Source organism: Ruegeria sp. HKCCA6707 (assembly GCF_013033515.1).
Lineage (GTDB): Bacteria > Pseudomonadota > Alphaproteobacteria > Rhodobacterales > Rhodobacteraceae > Ruegeria.
The window spans coordinates 1-15,078 of the sequence record NZ_WQEG01000010.1; the positions used below are offsets into that span (position 1 = coordinate 1).

A 15,078-nucleotide genomic window follows, 5' to 3' on the forward strand; every position below is an offset into this window, starting at 1 on the left:
AAAAACCCGTCGCCGTCGCAGGCATCAGCAAAGACGACATGCGCACACAGGTCGGAGCCTGATCCTCCTCCCCGGCCGGGGTTTTCCCCGGCCTCGGGCGTGCCCCCTTTGTTACTTCCTTCGCAAAGGGGGCACGTTCATCGGCAACGCTGCTTGTCATCAGATTCTGCGGACAAACGGTTTCGGTCGGCAGGGTCAGAGATTTGGTCTCGGCGGTGTACCACCGCTTTGGGCGCGTGAGTTACATCACGCCGAATTTCTCAAAGGCTTCAACAGTGCTCATGCCCTCTTTGATGGCAATGGCCACCTTGTTTTCGGTTGCCACCTTGTCCAGCGCCTTTTCGACCGCTTCCTGTTCTACTTCGGCAGGAATGGCCAGGACGCCTTCTTCATCTGCAAAGATCAGATCGCCAGGGGCCACTACGGTTGCACCGATCTGCATCTTGACGCGATAGTCCAGAACTTTGCCGCGTACGCCCTGGTCCTGGGCAAAGCTGCCCCTTGAAAACACCGGAAACCCGAGGCGGCGAATTTCATCAGTGTCACGCACAAAGCCGTCCAGAATGGCGCCTGCAGCCTTGAGATGCTGCGCCCGCGTGGACATCAGCCCGCCCCAAAGCGCGTAGTCAAAAGAGGACCCGCTGGCCAGATAGATTTCGTTTTCCCGCAGACTGTCCAGTGCTTCGAACATGATGCCAAACGGTTTGTCGGCCATCGGTCCATGGCCCGCCCCATCGGGATAATCGGCCTCGAGCACCGGCATGGCGCGTCCCACAAGTTTGGTCCCGGGGACAAGCGGTTTGATCGACTGCGGCAGGAACTGATTGCTATGGCCCATGACGTCGAGAACGTCGCCAACCACAGCGGTAAAAAGCTGCTCTTTGATCTGGGTGAACATCTGGGTGTCGGTCATGGTTGATCTCTCAAAATCCTGTGGCGGCACCGCCATCCACAAGGACGACCTGGCCGGTGATGTATTTGGCGGCGGGCGAGGCGAGAAACGCGCAGGTCCAACCGATATCTTCGGGGGCGCCAAGCCGTTCCATGGGAATGCGCGACAGGATCTTTTGCTGTCGCGGTAGGTCCCCGGCGGTGGCTTTGCGGTACAGGTCGGTATCGATCCAGCCCGGAGCGACTGCATTCACGCGAACCCCCTGGCTAGAAAGCTCGGCCGACAGGCCACGCACCACTCCGGTCAGGGCGGTTTTGGCTGTAGTATAGCCCAGAACGCTGGGCTGGCCGATGAAGGCAGTCATTGATGAGGTGAACAATACGGCACCCGCGCCCGCCTCGATCTGATCTGGAACAAGCGCACGCGTCAGTTCCAGTGCACCGCGTACATGCACGTCGAACACGCTATCAAATTCGGCGATGCCGCTGTCGAGGAATGGTTTTTTCACCGTATTGCCAGCGTTATTGACCAATATGTCGATCGGGCCGTGGGTGTCTCGGATGGCTTGTGCTTGCGCAGCGACGCTGTCGACATCCGACAGATCCAACTGATGCCAAGCCGTATTGCCCCCGATATCGTCGCACGCCTTGCGCAGGACATCGGTGCGTCGGCCCGCGATGATCACCCGTGCACCCGCGCGGGACAGACATTGCGCAATGGCCAGTCCCAATCCGCTGCCCCCGCCGGTGACCAGCGCCTGTTTTCCGCTCAGCCCGTAAATCTTGTTCAGATCAGTTGTCATAGTGCCACTACCAGTTTCAAAACCTCTTGTGGGTGCTGATCCCAATAGGGCAGGGCACCGCTTGCATCGGCCAGCGCAATCTCGCGCGTGATCAGCAGATCGGCGTCTGATCCAAGCTCTTCGAGCGCGGCCACCACATCATCGAAATCCGCGCGACTGGCATTGCGCGAGCCGAAGATGTCCAGTTCTTTCAGGTTGAACTGTTTGGTTTCGTAGGTGACAGGCGCCTTGGAATACCCGACATACACCACCCGACCGCAATAGGCCGCCAGATCTACGGCAGCGACAAAGGTCTCGGGGATGCCGACTGCCTCGATGGCCAGATCGACACCGGCACCCTGGGTCAGTCGCTCGATCTCTTGCGCCAGTTCCGGGCCGGTCAAGGTCAGAAACTGCGCCGCGCCACTTGCGCGTGCCACCTGTTCTTTGGCGGCTATCGGGTCAACCGCGATGACCTTCGCGCCAGCGCGCGCTGCAGCCATGATCGCTCCGATTCCGATCATGCCGCAGCCAAGGACCAGAACCGTGTCTCCCGCGCCTGCCGACCCGCGTCTGGCTGCATGAAAGCCGACCGAAAGCGGCTCGACCAGCGCGAGTCGGCGCGGCGGGAGTGACGTGTTCGGGATCACTGAATCGGCAGGAACAACGATCTCTTCGCGCAACGCGCCGTCGCGTTGCACACCCATGGTCTGGTTGAAACGGCAGGCATAGCTGCGACCTGCCTTGCAGGAGGTGCACTCACCGCAGGCCGAATAGGGCCAGAGGATCACGGATTGTCCCAACTCTAGACCTTCGGGCGCGCCTGCTCCGATTTCGACAATTGTGCCGGCCACCTCGTGCCCGGGGACCCGGGGGAAAGCAACCAAGGGGTTTTTGCCGCGAAACGTATTCAAATCACTGCCGCACAGCCCGACATAGTGCACTTTCACGCGCACTTCGCCCGGTCCGGGGGTTTGTGCGGGGATATCACACAGGACGGATTTCCCCACGGCTTCTATGCGCAGTGCCTTCATCAAACGGTCCGTCATTGCGAGTTCGGGTTGGTAATGCGGGCGATCATCAAAGATCCAAGAATAATCAGACCATAGATGGCCTGGATCCAGAAAGAAGGCACCTGCGCCAGTGTCAGAATGTTCTGCACGATCCCCAGCAGAAGAACACCGGTCAGAGCGCCAATCATCGACCCTTTGCCGCCGTCCAGTGAGATGCCACCGATGACCGCTGCGGCAAAGACGGTAAAGATCATACCTTGGCCCTGGCTTGCGCTGATCGCGCCGACATAGCCGGTAAGGATGATGCCCGCCACCGCTGCCAGTATCCCGGCGAAGATGAACACGCCCATTGTGATCCGTTCGACGCGGATGCCCGCCGCGCGCGCTGCTTCGGCGTTGCCGCCGATTGCGTAGATGGCCCGACCTGTCCGGTGATAGCGCATGAACACGCCGGCACAGATAAAGACAATCAAAGCCAGCCAGACAGATATGGGCATCCAGAGAAATGTCTTTGTGGCCAACCAGAAAAAGCTGCTGGGCATATCCCACAGGGTCTGGCCTTCGGTGACGCCCACATGCAGCCCCCGCAGGACAATCAGCATCGCCAGAGTGACGATGAAGGCGTTCAGTTTAAGTTTGACGATCATGAACCCGTTCAGGATCCCGATGATGGCCCCGGCCAATAAGGTGCAGCTTAGCGCCAGCGCCACGGGCCATTCGGTGCCAAACCCGGCCGAAGCCGCAGGGATCACCAGCATCGCACCAAGCGCAGGGGTAATGCCCACATTGCTTTCCAGTGTCAGGTCGAATTTGCCGGTTATGATGATTAGGCTTTCACCCAGAACCAACAAGGATAACGCCGCGGATGCGCCCAGGATCGTTGCAAGGTTGGCAAGCGTAAGGAAGTTTCCGTCAACATAAGCGCCTATCACGATCAGCGCGACGATCGGAGGCACCAAAGCGAGCTCGCGCAGCAGGCCCAGGATCGCGTTGCCTCCGCGATGTTTGTCGGCAGCGGGTGGCTGCTGCAATCGGGTATCGGCATCGGCATCGAGTTCACGGTGATCGCCGCCGTCATCCTGGGCGGTACCAAGTTGAGTGGGGGGGCAGGCACCGTGGTCGGCTCGGTCATCGGAGCCATCTTTCTGGTGCTGATCGACAACGGCCTGAACCTGATGAACGCGTCGCCTTATATCTACGATATCGTAAGGGGATCGGTGCTGTTGGCGGCGGTGGCCATTGATCGGTATTCGGCGATGCGACAGAAATCCGCGCTCGAGTCTCAGCGTGCGGCCCGGCTTGGGATAGACAGCACGCTCGTGTCCCCACCCGAACCGCTGCGTGGCCAAAACGGCTGATCTCAGCCGAGCCCTATCTCTTTCAGCAGGGCGGCCCCATGTTCGTTGAGCAGGGGTGCCGCTTGCAACTCCGCCACCCGCGTTCCGCCAAACCGAACGGGCGATTGCATCATGCGCAGGTCCGTGCCGGACGACGTTTGAACCTGCTGGATCATGTCGGTGAAGCCGTCTGACGCCAGCGTTTCGGGCCAGTCCAGAACCCGCGCGCACCAGACGCCCTGCGGTCCAAGTTCCTGTTCCCATGCTTTTGCGCTGCGGGTGCGAAAAGCGCGTTGCAAGCGGTTGAATATCTCTTCTTTCCGTTGGAACAGATAGCCCGGATCGTCCTGATCCCCGCACAGATCGGGCAGGTCCATCAGCTTTGCCAAGGTTTCAATCGGTGTCATCGCCAGCGCCAGATGCCCTTCTGCGGTTTCATAGACACCGTAGGGCGCAGCCAGATAGCCATGGGCAGAGCCTTGCTTTAACCGTTGCGGCGGCCGTTCACCGTTGTTCAGATAGGTGGTGAGAAATTCAAATTGCAGGTCGAGCAGGGAGTCTAGAAGGCTGGTTTCGACCAATGCGCCTTCGCCAGTACGCGACCTATGAAACAAGGCCCCCAGCAGGCCTTGCGCCAGATTGGCTCCGGCGCTGATATCTGCAATGGGCAGGCCAACGGGAACAGGCCCTTGTTCGGCATTCCCGTTGAGCCACATGATCCCCGACCGGGCCTGCGCCAGCAGATCCTGACCCGGTAGATCGGCCCACTCTCCGCTGGGGCCATAGCCTGACACCGAGCCATATATGATATCGGGCTTGATCTGTTGGACATCGCAATAACCAAGTCCCAACCGCTCCATGACACCGGGGCGGAAATTCTGAATAACGATGTCAGCGCGCCCGATCAGCCGCCGGGCCGCCTCAAGCCCTTGGGGCGATTTCAGGTCCAGCGCGATACTTTCTTTCCCACGGTTGATGGAATGAAACAGGGTCGAGTCGTCTTCGATCCGGGTATCCGACAAGTAGATCTGTCGGCACAGATCGCCCTTGTCGGGGTTCTCAACCTTGATGACTCGCGCACCCATGTCGAGCAGTTTCAGCGAGGCATAGGGCCCGGCGAGAAACTGGCTGAAGTCGACAACCGTTATCCCTTTGAGCGGCGCAATCATGGATCAGCTTGTTTCAAATTCCAGCGCACCCAGCACGTCCTGTGTATCTGCCCCCAATTCGGGCGCACCTGCGGGGTTTTTCAGGGCTTTGCCATCAATCCTGATCGGACAGCGCGTTGTCTGTGCCTCTTGCCCCGACGCGGTGCGAATGGTCTGCACCGGATCAAGGGCCTTGAACCCGTCACTGGCGACAAAGCCGGGCCAGTCCAGAACCTCGGCGCACCAGATGCCAGTGGGTTCCAACAGGCCGACCCAATGCTGGGCGGGCTTTTGTTCGATGATCCCTGCAATCACCGCCTTGATCTCATTTAAACGCGAAAAGGCCTGATCCTGGCCAAACTCTGACAGCTCGGGCGCGTCAAGCAGATCGGCCACTTTCGCCAGAGGGGCCATCGCCAGCGCCATATATCCGTCTGACGTGCGATAAATACCGTAAGGAGCAGGCTGATAGGGGTTGGCGTTGCCGAATGCGTGGCGTTGCGGCTGGCGTTGGTCGTCGTTGAGGAAGCAGGTGAATTGTTCAAAGGTCATGTCGATGGCCGCCGACAACAAGTCCACCTCCACAAGCCCGCCTTTGCCGGTCACGCCTCGGCGCACCAGACAAGCCAGAATACCCTGAACCAGATTGCCAGCGGTTGCCACATCCAACATGGCAAAGCCGGTCGGAACGGGACCATCCTGGGCATTGCCGTTCAGCCAGGCGATGCCCGACAGCGATTGCACCAGAAGGTCTTGTCCGGGCTTGGCCACCCAGGGGCCGTCGGTCCCGTAGCCGGACACAGCCCCATAGACCATGCGCGGGTTCAGTGCCTTGACGGTGTCATAGCCCAGACCGATACGTTCCATCACGCCCGGGCGGAAATTGTGGATCATCACATCGCATTCAGTAATCAGCGCGCGGATCTTTTCCAGATCCGTGGACTGTTTCAGATCAGCGGTTACGCTTTTCTTGCCGCGATTGAAGGTATGAAACACAAGACTGTCATTGCCGACCTTCTGATCGTTCACCACCATTGACCGGCACAGATCACCGCCTTGAGGTCTTTCGATCTTGATGACCTCGGCCCCCAGATCGGCCAAGCGCAACGCGGCAACGGGACCTGCCAGAAACTGCGCAAAATCAAGCACGCGGAGCCCGTCCAGGGGGCGCATCTGCGGCGCTTCGGTCATGGGTATTCCTTTCAATTAAACAGTCAAAGCCGCCTCGAAGGGGCTGGAGCTTATCTGAAAGCCTAAGGACTTTGACAGCTCGGCCGCTGTGACACGGATTGTGGAAAGCGTCTCTGCTGCGGACGCGGTTTCCTTGGTCTGGGCAATGAAACCCGAAGTGATTGCAGCGGTGACACCCCGGCTGTCGAACACCGGTACACAGAGGTTACGAACGCCGCTGACCATCTTGCTTGGTGTATCCTCGAACCCGTCCATGCGAATACGCGCCAAGCGCTCTTTCGTCTTCTTCTGCGCTTTGGCGGGCAACCGGGCGATATAGCGCTTTTGAACATCATCTGCAGAAAAGGCCAGGATCACATGGCCTGAACTGGTCTGCTCGACCGGAAACAAGGCGCCGGTTCTGACAGCATAGCCTGCAGGCAGCGGACTTTGGATCGACGCCAGAACCAGAATGTTCTCGCGGTTCAGCACACCCAAATGGCACGATTGCATGCTGCGCGCGGAAATACGTTCCAGCATTGGCAGTGCGGCCTGGATCAGGCGTTCTGTTGGATCGTGGCGGTGGGACAGCTCAAACAGTTGGAGCGTCAACGCGTACCGGTTGGTTTCCTCGTCTTGCCGCAGATATCCACGATCAGCGAGATAGACCACGACACGGTAGATTTCGCCCATCGTACGTCCAAGCGCATCCACGATCTCATTCATCGTCAGCCCTGACGGGGAGTCGGCCAGAAGCTCCAGCACATCCAGTGCCTTTTCGACGGCCGGAACCATCGATTTTTCTTTCTTTGATGCAGTGGTTGCGATGTTGCCCGATTTTGTCATCCGCTTTCCCCTTTGGCTGAGGCGAGGAGTCTAGCCTGCTCGGCCTTTGCGAAACAGAGGGACATCAATTCATTTTCGTTGCGCAAGCCTTGTTCCGTGGTCAAATCGATTGCCCCGCGCACGGCGGCTTTAACAGCCTGAGTTGCAACGGGTGAGTGGGCGGCAATGTCCTGCGCAAGCGCGCGTGCCTGGGTCAGTTCTTCTCCGGGCTCCACCAGATACTCGACCATGCCGATCCTGTTGGCCTCTTCTGCCGAGAACCGTTGACCTGTCAGCAGGATCTTCATTGCCTGGCCATAACCACACATTCGGGTCAGATGTTGGGCTGCGCCGCCTGCTCCGTTCCAGCCCAGTTGTACTTCGGGGGCTGAAAACTGCGCTGAACGCGCAACCACGCGCAGATCACAGGCCAGAGCGATTTCAAGCCCGCCGCCCAAGGCCCAGCCCTTGACTGCGGCAATGGCAGGTTTGCGCAGAGCAAGGATGGGCGGGATATAGTCGAACCGGTTACGCCAGGCCCAGAAATCCTCATACCCTTCCAATGCCTTGATATCTGAACCGGCGCAAAACGCCTTTTCGCCAGCGCCGTGGAAAACCACCACATGCACGTCTTTGGCCTCGTTCGCCTTGGTGCAGCAATCGGCCAATTGCCGGTACATTTCGGGGGTCAGCGCGTTGTGTTTCTCAGGGCGGTCCAGAACGATTTCGGCAGTGTTTTCTCGAAATTCGATTCGAACGCATCCGTTTTCGGTCTCGCTCATGGAGTCTCACTCAATTCTATAACTCTTGGGCAAGAGCCTAGCACAACCTATTTCAAATACAAAAGTAATTTTTATACTTGCAATAACCTGTCAACTTGCGCCATGCTGTTTGCGTCAAAAGGGGCGTGGTGGATGAAGCTGAAGGGAATGACCTGGGATCAACCAAGAGGGTTCGAGCCGGTTGTGGCGGCCTCAAAGGCTTATGCCGCGCAGCGGGGTATCGAGCTGTCTTGGGACAAGCGTTCGCTTCAGGCATTTGCGGATGCACCGATCGCGGGTCTGGCTGAAACCCATGATTTCATCGTGCTTGACCACCCTCATGTTGGACAGATTGCCGAAACCGGGGCTTTGCTACCGTTGCCGGAACCCGAAGATGCAGATGCGTCTTTGGGGGGATCTGCAGAAAGCTATTTGTGGAATGGGCAATGCTGGGCTTATGCAATCGACGCGGCATGTCAGATGGCCGCGTGCCGACCGGATCTGGATGCGCCCCAGCCCGTCTATTGGGAAGACTTTCTCAGGTCTGAAGCGTCGCAGTACCGCGCGATCACACCGCTTTTGCCTGTCGATGCGTTTGACATGTTCATGACCCTGGTCGCCGGGCGCGGGGGCGAGGTCATGCCGATCAACCCTGATGAATTTGTTTCAGAAACCAATGGCCTCTATGCGCTTGGGATCCTGCGCGCGCTTTACAAACTGGGCCCGTCCGCGCAGACCGAAATGAACCCGATCAAGGTGCTTGAGACCCTCAGCACAACCGATGAATTCGCCTGTTCGCCCTGCCTGTTTGGTTATGTGAACTATGCGCGGCCGGGCTTCAGAGACCATAAGATTTCATATTTTGATCTACCGCTGTGCGAGGGTTACTCCCTGCCTCGCGCAATCCTTGGGGGTGCTGGTATTGGAGTGTCCGCCAAGACCCAGCACCCCAACGAGGCGATTGCATTTGCGCAATGGATTACGTCCGGCGCGGTGCAATCGGGTGTCTATCTTGACAACAACGGCCAGCCCGCGAACCGCCATACATGGCTGGCGCAGGCTGAAAACCCCTATCTTGCAGGGTTCTTCAAAGGCGCATTTCACACCATCGACAACGCCTGGACACGCCCGCGCGATATCTGGTTCCTGGGTTTCGTCGATGACGTCTGCGAGATCATGTCCGACTTTTTCCGCAAGGATATCCCAGCAGAGGATTTCCTGACGCAGATCAACTCTCTTTACCGTCACAATCTTCAGAAGGCCTGAATAATGTCTGTTGCTGTCATCACCGGAGGGAACAAGGGCCTGGGCCTGAGCCAATCGCGCCGTTTCCTGGAGGCGGGATATCAAGTCTATGTCGTCGCCCGCAGCCGGGCCGAGTTTGATTCTCTGGGTGACGGGGCGCATTTCATTCAATGTGACATCGCCAGCGACCGGTCGGCGGATTGGCTGGCCACGCTGCATTCCGAGGTCGGGCCCCTTGCGGCGCTGGTCAACAACGCAGGGGTGCATCTGAAAAAGCCGATCTGGGATGTTGCGCCGGATGAACTGGACACGGTGTTGGATATCAACGTGCGGGCGATGTTTGCGATCTGCGGGCGCTATGTCGCGCTGCATCGCGAGGTTGGCGGCGCGATTGTCAACGTGGCGTCGATGGGCGGCATCATGGCTTTACCTTCGGCTGCGGCCTATGTGACCGCAAAGACTGCGGTGGTTGGATTGACGCGCTCGGTTGCGGTGGATGCAGCACCTTACGGCATTCGCTGCAATGCGGTCAGCCCTGGCTTTATCGACACCGACATGACCCGCGCGGTTCTGGCTCGTGATCCCGCGCGGCGCGACAAGATCGAAGGGCGCATTCCGACACATCGGTTTGGTCTGCCCGAGGATGTTGCGAACTCCATCTTCTACCTGGCGTCTGACCAGGCCGCTTATGTGAACGGCGTCAACCTGCCGGTCGACGGCGGATATGCAATCGGATTCTGAGAAAAGACCATGACCCTGATCGAAACGAAACTGACTGCCGCACGAGCCATCTCTTCTCAGGATCAGACGGTGGCATCTGAGATTCCCGATGGCCATGCGCGGTTACGCCTTGCTGTGGGAAGCCTGTGCGGAACCGACATGCATTACTTCGCCGATTTCGCCAATGCCGGGTTCCAGCTGTGCAACCCAGTGACATTGGGTCACGAGGCCTGCGCCTGGGTGACCGACCCCAATGGCTCGGACCTGAAGGCTGGTCAGTTGGTCGCACTGAACCCGATCATGAATTGCGGGGTTTGTGAGGCTTGCAAGCGCGGTGAGGTCAACCTGTGTACAGCCAAGAAGTTCCCAGGTTCCGCCACCACGGTCCCGCATCTTGACGGGTTTTTCCGAGAAGTGATTGATCATCCGGTGCGGTGCTGTCGTCCGGTTGCCGATCACGTCGACCCGCGCCATCTGACGTTTGCCGAACCTCTGGCCTGCGCTTTGCATTCGCTGAACAAAGGCGGGGTTTCCGCTGGTCAAAAAGTACTTGTGACGGGGTGCGGCCCAATGGGCCTTTTGGCGATTGCCGGTGCAGCGGCGCGCGGCGCCGAGGTGACGGCGCTGGATCTTCGGCCCAAGGCGGTTGATGTGGCGCTGCGCGCGGGGGCTAAGACAGGTTTGGTTGTGGGCGAGTTCGATCCCGCGGACCTGACCAAGCAGTTCGACGTTGTGATTGAGGCCAGCGGCGCGCTGCCCGCTTTCAACACCGCGCTGGATGCGGCCCGGCAGAAGGGGCGGGTCTCGATCCTAAGCAATGTTCACCTGCGCGCTGCCGAAGTGACGTTGAACCTGATCATGTTGAAAGAGCTCGAAGTGGTTGGCTCGTTTCAGTTCAACTCGGAATTCGAGCAAGCAGTGCAGTTGATCGAAGCCGGGTCGATTGATTTCGACGTGCTGACGGCGGGTTCTTTTCCATTGGAAGAGACGGCTAAGGCTTTGGAGCTGATGACCAGCGGTAAGGCATACGGAAAGATCATCATCCTCGGTCAAGTGAACAAAGATCCCGGCGGGGCGACACAAACGCACCGGCCATGATGCTGGGGGAGCGGTGTGAGGACAAGGTCATAGGAATTTGTGAGGGTGGTTTCAGGAGTTGGTTGGAATTTTGTACGACGATAAAGCGGATCTTGAAAGCTATCTTGACAAAATGGGCAAGTTTCGGTCCTCTTTGAATAGTTTGGTCATACCAAACATGAGAATGTAGAGTTGAGGGCATCAAGTGCCTGAACTGAGCGCACCCGCCCGGAGGAGGTCCGGGAGGAGGCAGCGTAAGGGGGAATAATATGGCAGAAACATTTGACCATATCGTCGTAGGAGGTGGATCAGCCGGATGTGTAGCCACGTCGCGCTTGGTTGAAAACGGCGCAAAAGTGCTGCTTCTCGAAGGGGGCCACCACCATCGCCACCCTCTGTTGGACATGCCGCCGGGTGTGTTCAAACTGCTGAAAAACGACTCGAAGTTTTTCAAGAACCATATGTCGGTCCCGCAGCCGCATTTGAACGGGCGACAGTCGAAAATTCCGCAGGGCAATGTTCTGGGTGGTGGCTCGACTGTGAATGGTCAGGCCTATGTGCGCGGTCGGCCGAGTGATTACATTGAATGGAATGAGATACTGCGGGGCAATAACGACGCGGTAAGCTGGGATTGGGAAGACGTCCTGCCGCATTTCAAGCGGCTGGAAGGCAACAAGAAGTTTAACGACGATCTACACGGTTGTGACGGCAAGCTGGTGGTCTCGGACCCGGGCTATATCGACGACATGGCCCGTTGGTTTGTGCAGGCCATTCAGGCACAGGGCGAGCCGTTCAACCCCGATTTCAACGGGAAAACCCAACGAGGGGTTGGGTATTTCCAGTTCACCTATAATCAGGGTCAGCGGATCTCGGCGGCCTATGCCTTTATCGACCCGCTGAAGAACGACCCAAATCTCGACATCCGGTTGGAATCCCAGGTTCAACGTATTCTGATCGAAGGCAAGCGTGCGGTTGGTGTTGTCTACAAAGACAAATCCGGTGTCGAACACGAGGTCAGAACTGACGGCGAGGTTTTGTTGACCGCCGGTGCCCTTGTGACACCGAAGCTGCTGATGCTTTCTGGTCTGGGGCCAGCCGCGCATCTTCAAACCCACGGGATCGCGGTTGAAGAGGATCTGCCCGGTGTGGGCCAGAACCTCAAGGATCACCCGGATGTCTCGGTCGTCGCGCGCGCCAATGGGCCTTATGGCTATTGGGGTCAGGATCGTGGTTGGAACATGATCCGCAACGGGCTTGAATTCAAACTGTTCGGGCGCGGCAGGATCACTACTACCGGCTTGGAAGCGGCGTGTTTCCTGAACCCGACCGACCCCGAGGCGCCGCCGACCCATGAGGCCTATTGCATCCCGGTGATGTATCTGAACGACGAGCAGTTGAAAGACATCAAAGAGGATTACGGCGTTTCCATTCAGATGGTTCTGCTCAAGCCGCATTCGACCGGGGATGTTCAACTGGCCTCGGCTAATCCGGCGGATATGCCGCTGGTCAATCCGAACTTCCTGCAGGATCAGCGGGATATGGACGAAATGATCAAGGGGTTGCGGTATTTCCGGCAGACGATGGAGACCGAGCCCTTGGCCAGCAAGATCGACAAGGTTGTTGCGCCTTTGGATATGTCCGACAGCGGTCTGGTCGAGCATTGCAGGAAGGTCGTCAAAACCAACTTCCACCCGGCAGGCACAGCAAAGATGGGCGCCGATGGCGACAAGATGGCTGTACTTGATGCGCGGATGCGGGTTCGGGGCATTCAGGGTCTGCGGGTCTGTGACATGTCAGCTGTGCCCGAGATCCCTGCAGGCAACACAAACGCACCGGCCATGATGCTGGGCGACCGGTGTGCAGACATGGTTCTGGGGGTTTTGTGATGACGGTTTTGGGAGTCAACCAAAATTTTTTGTACGACAATAAGGTAAGCCTAGAAAGTCTTCTTGACAATACAAGTAAGATTGGGTCCTCTCGGAATAAGTTTGGTCGTACCAAAAAGTGCGAATGGAGGATTGGGGGGATCAAATGCCTGACCTAGGACGGCTTCTGCGAGAAAAGAACATCATCTTTGTGACTCTGGCTTTGTGCCTGTTGTTCTTTCTGATCAGCCCGCGCTTTATGAGCGTAGAAAACATGTCGGCGATCTCGCGCCAGATTGTCCCCATCGGCCTGATCGCTTTGGGTCAGTTCTTTGTCGTTGTTTCAGGCAATATTGATCTTTCGATGGGCATGGGCTCGGTCCTTTTTGCGATTCTTTTGGGCGTTTGTTTTGGCCTGACGGGTGGTGTCGCCGTCGGCATCGTGGCCGTTATCGTGGCGTCGTTGGCGCTTGGCTTTTTGAATGGCGTCTTGGTGGCAAAGCTCAAACTTCCGGCTTTTATCGTCACGCTCTCAATGCTGTTCATGGCACAGGGGCTTTCGGGTCTGATCATCCCTCGCGGGCAGCAGATCTTTTTGATGGGTGGGTTCTTTCGCTTTGTCGGATCCGAGAAATTCATGGGCTTTTACTGGTCCTTCCTGTTTCTCGTCGTGCTCTTTGTGCTGGCCTACATCGTCTATAATCACACGCGTTGGGGGTCCTACGTTGTCGCCATCGGCAACAGCGAAGAGAACGCCAAGCTGGCCGGTATCAATGTCGACCGGGTCAAGATCGGGATCTTCATGTTCTCGGGTCTGTGCAGTGGCTTTGCCGGAATCATGTTGTCGACCCGCATGGGGTTTGTGCAGCCCGGCTTGGACGGAAACGGGCTGCTGCTGGACGGCATCGCGGCCATTATCATCGGTGGAACACTGATCCTGGGCGGGCGCGGCACCATCGGTGGTGCGTTCTGGGGGCTCTTGTTCATCGGTGTCATCAACAACGCATTGAATTTGCTGAATGTCGAAGACGTTTGGCACCAGGTCTTCAAAGGCGCGGTCATTCTGGCAGCGCTGGGTGCGAACTGGGTGCTTTGGCAATCCCGCCAGGCCGAGGCGCACTGAAGAAGGAAGGCAAACTGTAAATCAGAAACCAAAAGTCCGGGTCAACCGGATCACTAATCGGATTAATACGGAGGAAATAATCCAATGAAATTATCCAAAACCTTGGCGGCAACCACCGCCCTTGTTTCAGCCTTTGCCGCAAGTGCAGCATTGGCAGATGACGCCCTGGACATTGTGTTCATCAATGATGGCCATGTCGCTCCTTACCACGTGGCGTGGCTGTCGGGCTTTGAAGACGCGATTGCAGCCTATGACGAGGCCTTCGACGATGTGAAGGTCACCGGGCGCTGGCTGTCTGCCGAAGGTTCGCTGGAAAAGATGATCCAGCAGGCTGAGGTCACGATCAACGAAAAGCCTGACATCATGTTCGTGAACGCGATCAACGTGGATGCGTTCGAACCCTTGGTGGCCAAGGCTCAGGCCGAGGGTATCACCTGGATTGCCGTTCACTCGCCGATGGACAGCGCTGACTACAGCTTCACACTGGGTGATGTGGTCAACGGAACCAATCAAGGCATGGCCATGTGCGCCCTGTCGGATGGTGAGCCCTATAAGGTTGGCATCATGCTGGGTCAGGCCGGTAACCCGTCGGGTGAAGCGCGCCGTGAAGGGATCCTGAAGGGTATCTCGACTTGTGACAATGTCGAAGTTGTGGCCGAACAGCCCGCCGACTGGGACACTGTCAAGGCACAATCCATTGCCGAAAACTGGCTGACCCAGTTCCCTGACCTGGACGCGATTTCCGGTGTGACCGATGGGTATATGTATCCGTCGATCGCAATCGCAGCGAACAGCGGTCGCGACGATCTGCACTTCTATGGCTATGATGGCGACATTCCGATCATGCAGCAGATGGAAGGCGGAAATGTCAAAGCTGACATTCTGCTGTCGGGTACGCGTGAAGGCTGGAACTTTGTGCAGATGGCTTATCGCATTCACAAAGGCGAGACGCCGGACAAAGTCTATGACTTCTTCACGCCGCTGGTTCTGAGCGAAGAGAACCACAAGATCGCGCTGGAGAACGGCTTCCCCGAAGATGTTCAGGTTTACTATGTCGACCAGGCGCTGGAAGTCGCGCAGAACGGGTACCTGGAATTTGGTCCTGACAGCGTGAAGTAAAC

At 57.7% G+C, this 15,078-nt stretch carries 15 protein-coding genes; 7 read left to right on the plus strand and 8 right to left on the minus strand.

Annotation, left to right across the window (positions count from 1 at the left end; all coding sequences use genetic code 11):
• Window positions 1-241 precede the first annotated feature (241 nt).
• The 4 genes from GOW40_RS18470 to GOW40_RS18485 are packed head-to-tail and all read right to left on the minus strand — an operon-like array spanning window position 242 to window position 3,717.
• Window positions 242-913: an RraA family protein gene (locus tag GOW40_RS18470; protein WP_171133470.1), complete on the minus strand. Its 672-nt coding sequence runs from the start codon at window positions 911-913 to the stop codon at window positions 242-244.
• Window positions 914-923: 10 nt separating this feature from the next.
• Window positions 924-1,694, minus strand: coding sequence for an SDR family NAD(P)-dependent oxidoreductase (locus GOW40_RS18475; protein ID WP_171102092.1), 771 nt, complete (start codon window positions 1,692-1,694; stop codon window positions 924-926).
• The gene (locus GOW40_RS18480) at window positions 1,691-2,722 is read right to left on the minus strand and encodes a zinc-binding alcohol dehydrogenase family protein (RefSeq protein ID WP_254444508.1); all 1,032 of its coding nucleotides are present in this window, start codon (window positions 2,720-2,722) and stop codon (window positions 1,691-1,693) included. The genes GOW40_RS18475 and GOW40_RS18480 overlap by 4 nt, the downstream gene beginning before the upstream one ends.
• Window positions 2,719-3,717, minus strand: a complete 999-nt coding sequence (locus tag GOW40_RS18485) for an ABC transporter permease (RefSeq protein ID WP_171136759.1) — start codon at window positions 3,715-3,717, stop codon at window positions 2,719-2,721. The genes GOW40_RS18480 and GOW40_RS18485 overlap by 4 nt, the downstream gene beginning before the upstream one ends.
• On the opposite strand from GOW40_RS18485, the gene GOW40_RS18490 reads away from it, so the two are divergent.
• On the plus strand, window positions 3,688-4,044 hold the full coding sequence (locus GOW40_RS18490; RefSeq protein WP_171133468.1) for an ABC transporter permease: 357 nt from the start codon (window positions 3,688-3,690) through the stop codon (window positions 4,042-4,044). The two genes, GOW40_RS18485 and GOW40_RS18490, sit on opposite strands and share 30 nt — an antisense overlap.
• Window positions 4,045-4,046: 2 nt before the next feature.
• On the opposite strand, the gene GOW40_RS18495 is transcribed toward GOW40_RS18490, so the two are convergent.
• The 4 genes from GOW40_RS18495 to GOW40_RS18510 are packed head-to-tail and all read right to left on the minus strand — an operon-like array spanning window position 4,047 to window position 7,948.
• Complete coding sequence (locus GOW40_RS18495) at window positions 4,047-5,192, minus strand: CaiB/BaiF CoA-transferase family protein (protein WP_171136758.1); 1,146 nt, start codon at window positions 5,190-5,192, stop codon at window positions 4,047-4,049.
• A 3-nt stretch (window positions 5,193-5,195) separates the two neighbouring features.
• On the minus strand, window positions 5,196-6,362 hold the full coding sequence (locus tag GOW40_RS18500; RefSeq protein ID WP_217352326.1) for a CaiB/BaiF CoA-transferase family protein: 1,167 nt from the start codon (window positions 6,360-6,362) through the stop codon (window positions 5,196-5,198).
• A 15-nt stretch (window positions 6,363-6,377) separates the two neighbouring features.
• Window positions 6,378-7,187 carry an IclR family transcriptional regulator gene (locus GOW40_RS18505; RefSeq protein ID WP_171133466.1) on the minus strand — a complete coding sequence of 270 codons (810 nt, stop codon included), beginning with the start codon at window positions 7,185-7,187 and terminating at the stop codon, window positions 6,378-6,380.
• On the minus strand, window positions 7,184-7,948 hold the full coding sequence (locus GOW40_RS18510) for an enoyl-CoA hydratase/isomerase family protein (protein ID WP_171133465.1): 765 nt from the start codon (window positions 7,946-7,948) through the stop codon (window positions 7,184-7,186). The genes GOW40_RS18505 and GOW40_RS18510 overlap by 4 nt, the downstream gene beginning before the upstream one ends.
• A gap of 102 nt (window positions 7,949-8,050) precedes the next feature.
• On the opposite strand from GOW40_RS18510, the gene GOW40_RS18515 reads away from it, so the two are divergent.
• From GOW40_RS18515 to GOW40_RS18540, 6 genes are all read left to right on the plus strand, one after another.
• Complete coding sequence (locus tag GOW40_RS18515) at window positions 8,051-9,193, plus strand: extracellular solute-binding protein (RefSeq protein ID WP_171231115.1); 1,143 nt, start codon at window positions 8,051-8,053, stop codon at window positions 9,191-9,193.
• A 3-nt stretch (window positions 9,194-9,196) separates the two neighbouring features.
• Window positions 9,197-9,913: an SDR family NAD(P)-dependent oxidoreductase gene (locus GOW40_RS18520; protein WP_171133463.1), complete on the plus strand. Its 717-nt coding sequence runs from the start codon at window positions 9,197-9,199 to the stop codon at window positions 9,911-9,913.
• 9 nt (window positions 9,914-9,922) lie between these two features.
• On the plus strand, window positions 9,923-10,990 hold the full coding sequence (locus GOW40_RS18525; protein WP_171133462.1) for a zinc-binding dehydrogenase: 1,068 nt from the start codon (window positions 9,923-9,925) through the stop codon (window positions 10,988-10,990).
• A gap of 248 nt (window positions 10,991-11,238) precedes the next feature.
• Window positions 11,239-12,855 (plus strand): GMC family oxidoreductase, encoded by a 1,617-nt coding sequence (locus tag GOW40_RS18530; protein WP_171133461.1) that lies wholly within the window; start codon window positions 11,239-11,241, stop codon window positions 12,853-12,855.
• Window positions 12,856-13,000: 145 nt separating this feature from the next.
• A complete protein-coding gene (locus GOW40_RS18535; protein ID WP_171133460.1) occupies window positions 13,001-13,957 on the plus strand; it encodes an ABC transporter permease in 957 nt (318 codons plus the stop codon).
• Between the two features lie 84 nt (window positions 13,958-14,041).
• A complete protein-coding gene (locus tag GOW40_RS18540) occupies window positions 14,042-15,076 on the plus strand; it encodes a sugar ABC transporter substrate-binding protein (protein ID WP_171133459.1) in 1,035 nt (344 codons plus the stop codon).
• Window positions 15,077-15,078: the final 2 nt, after the last annotated feature.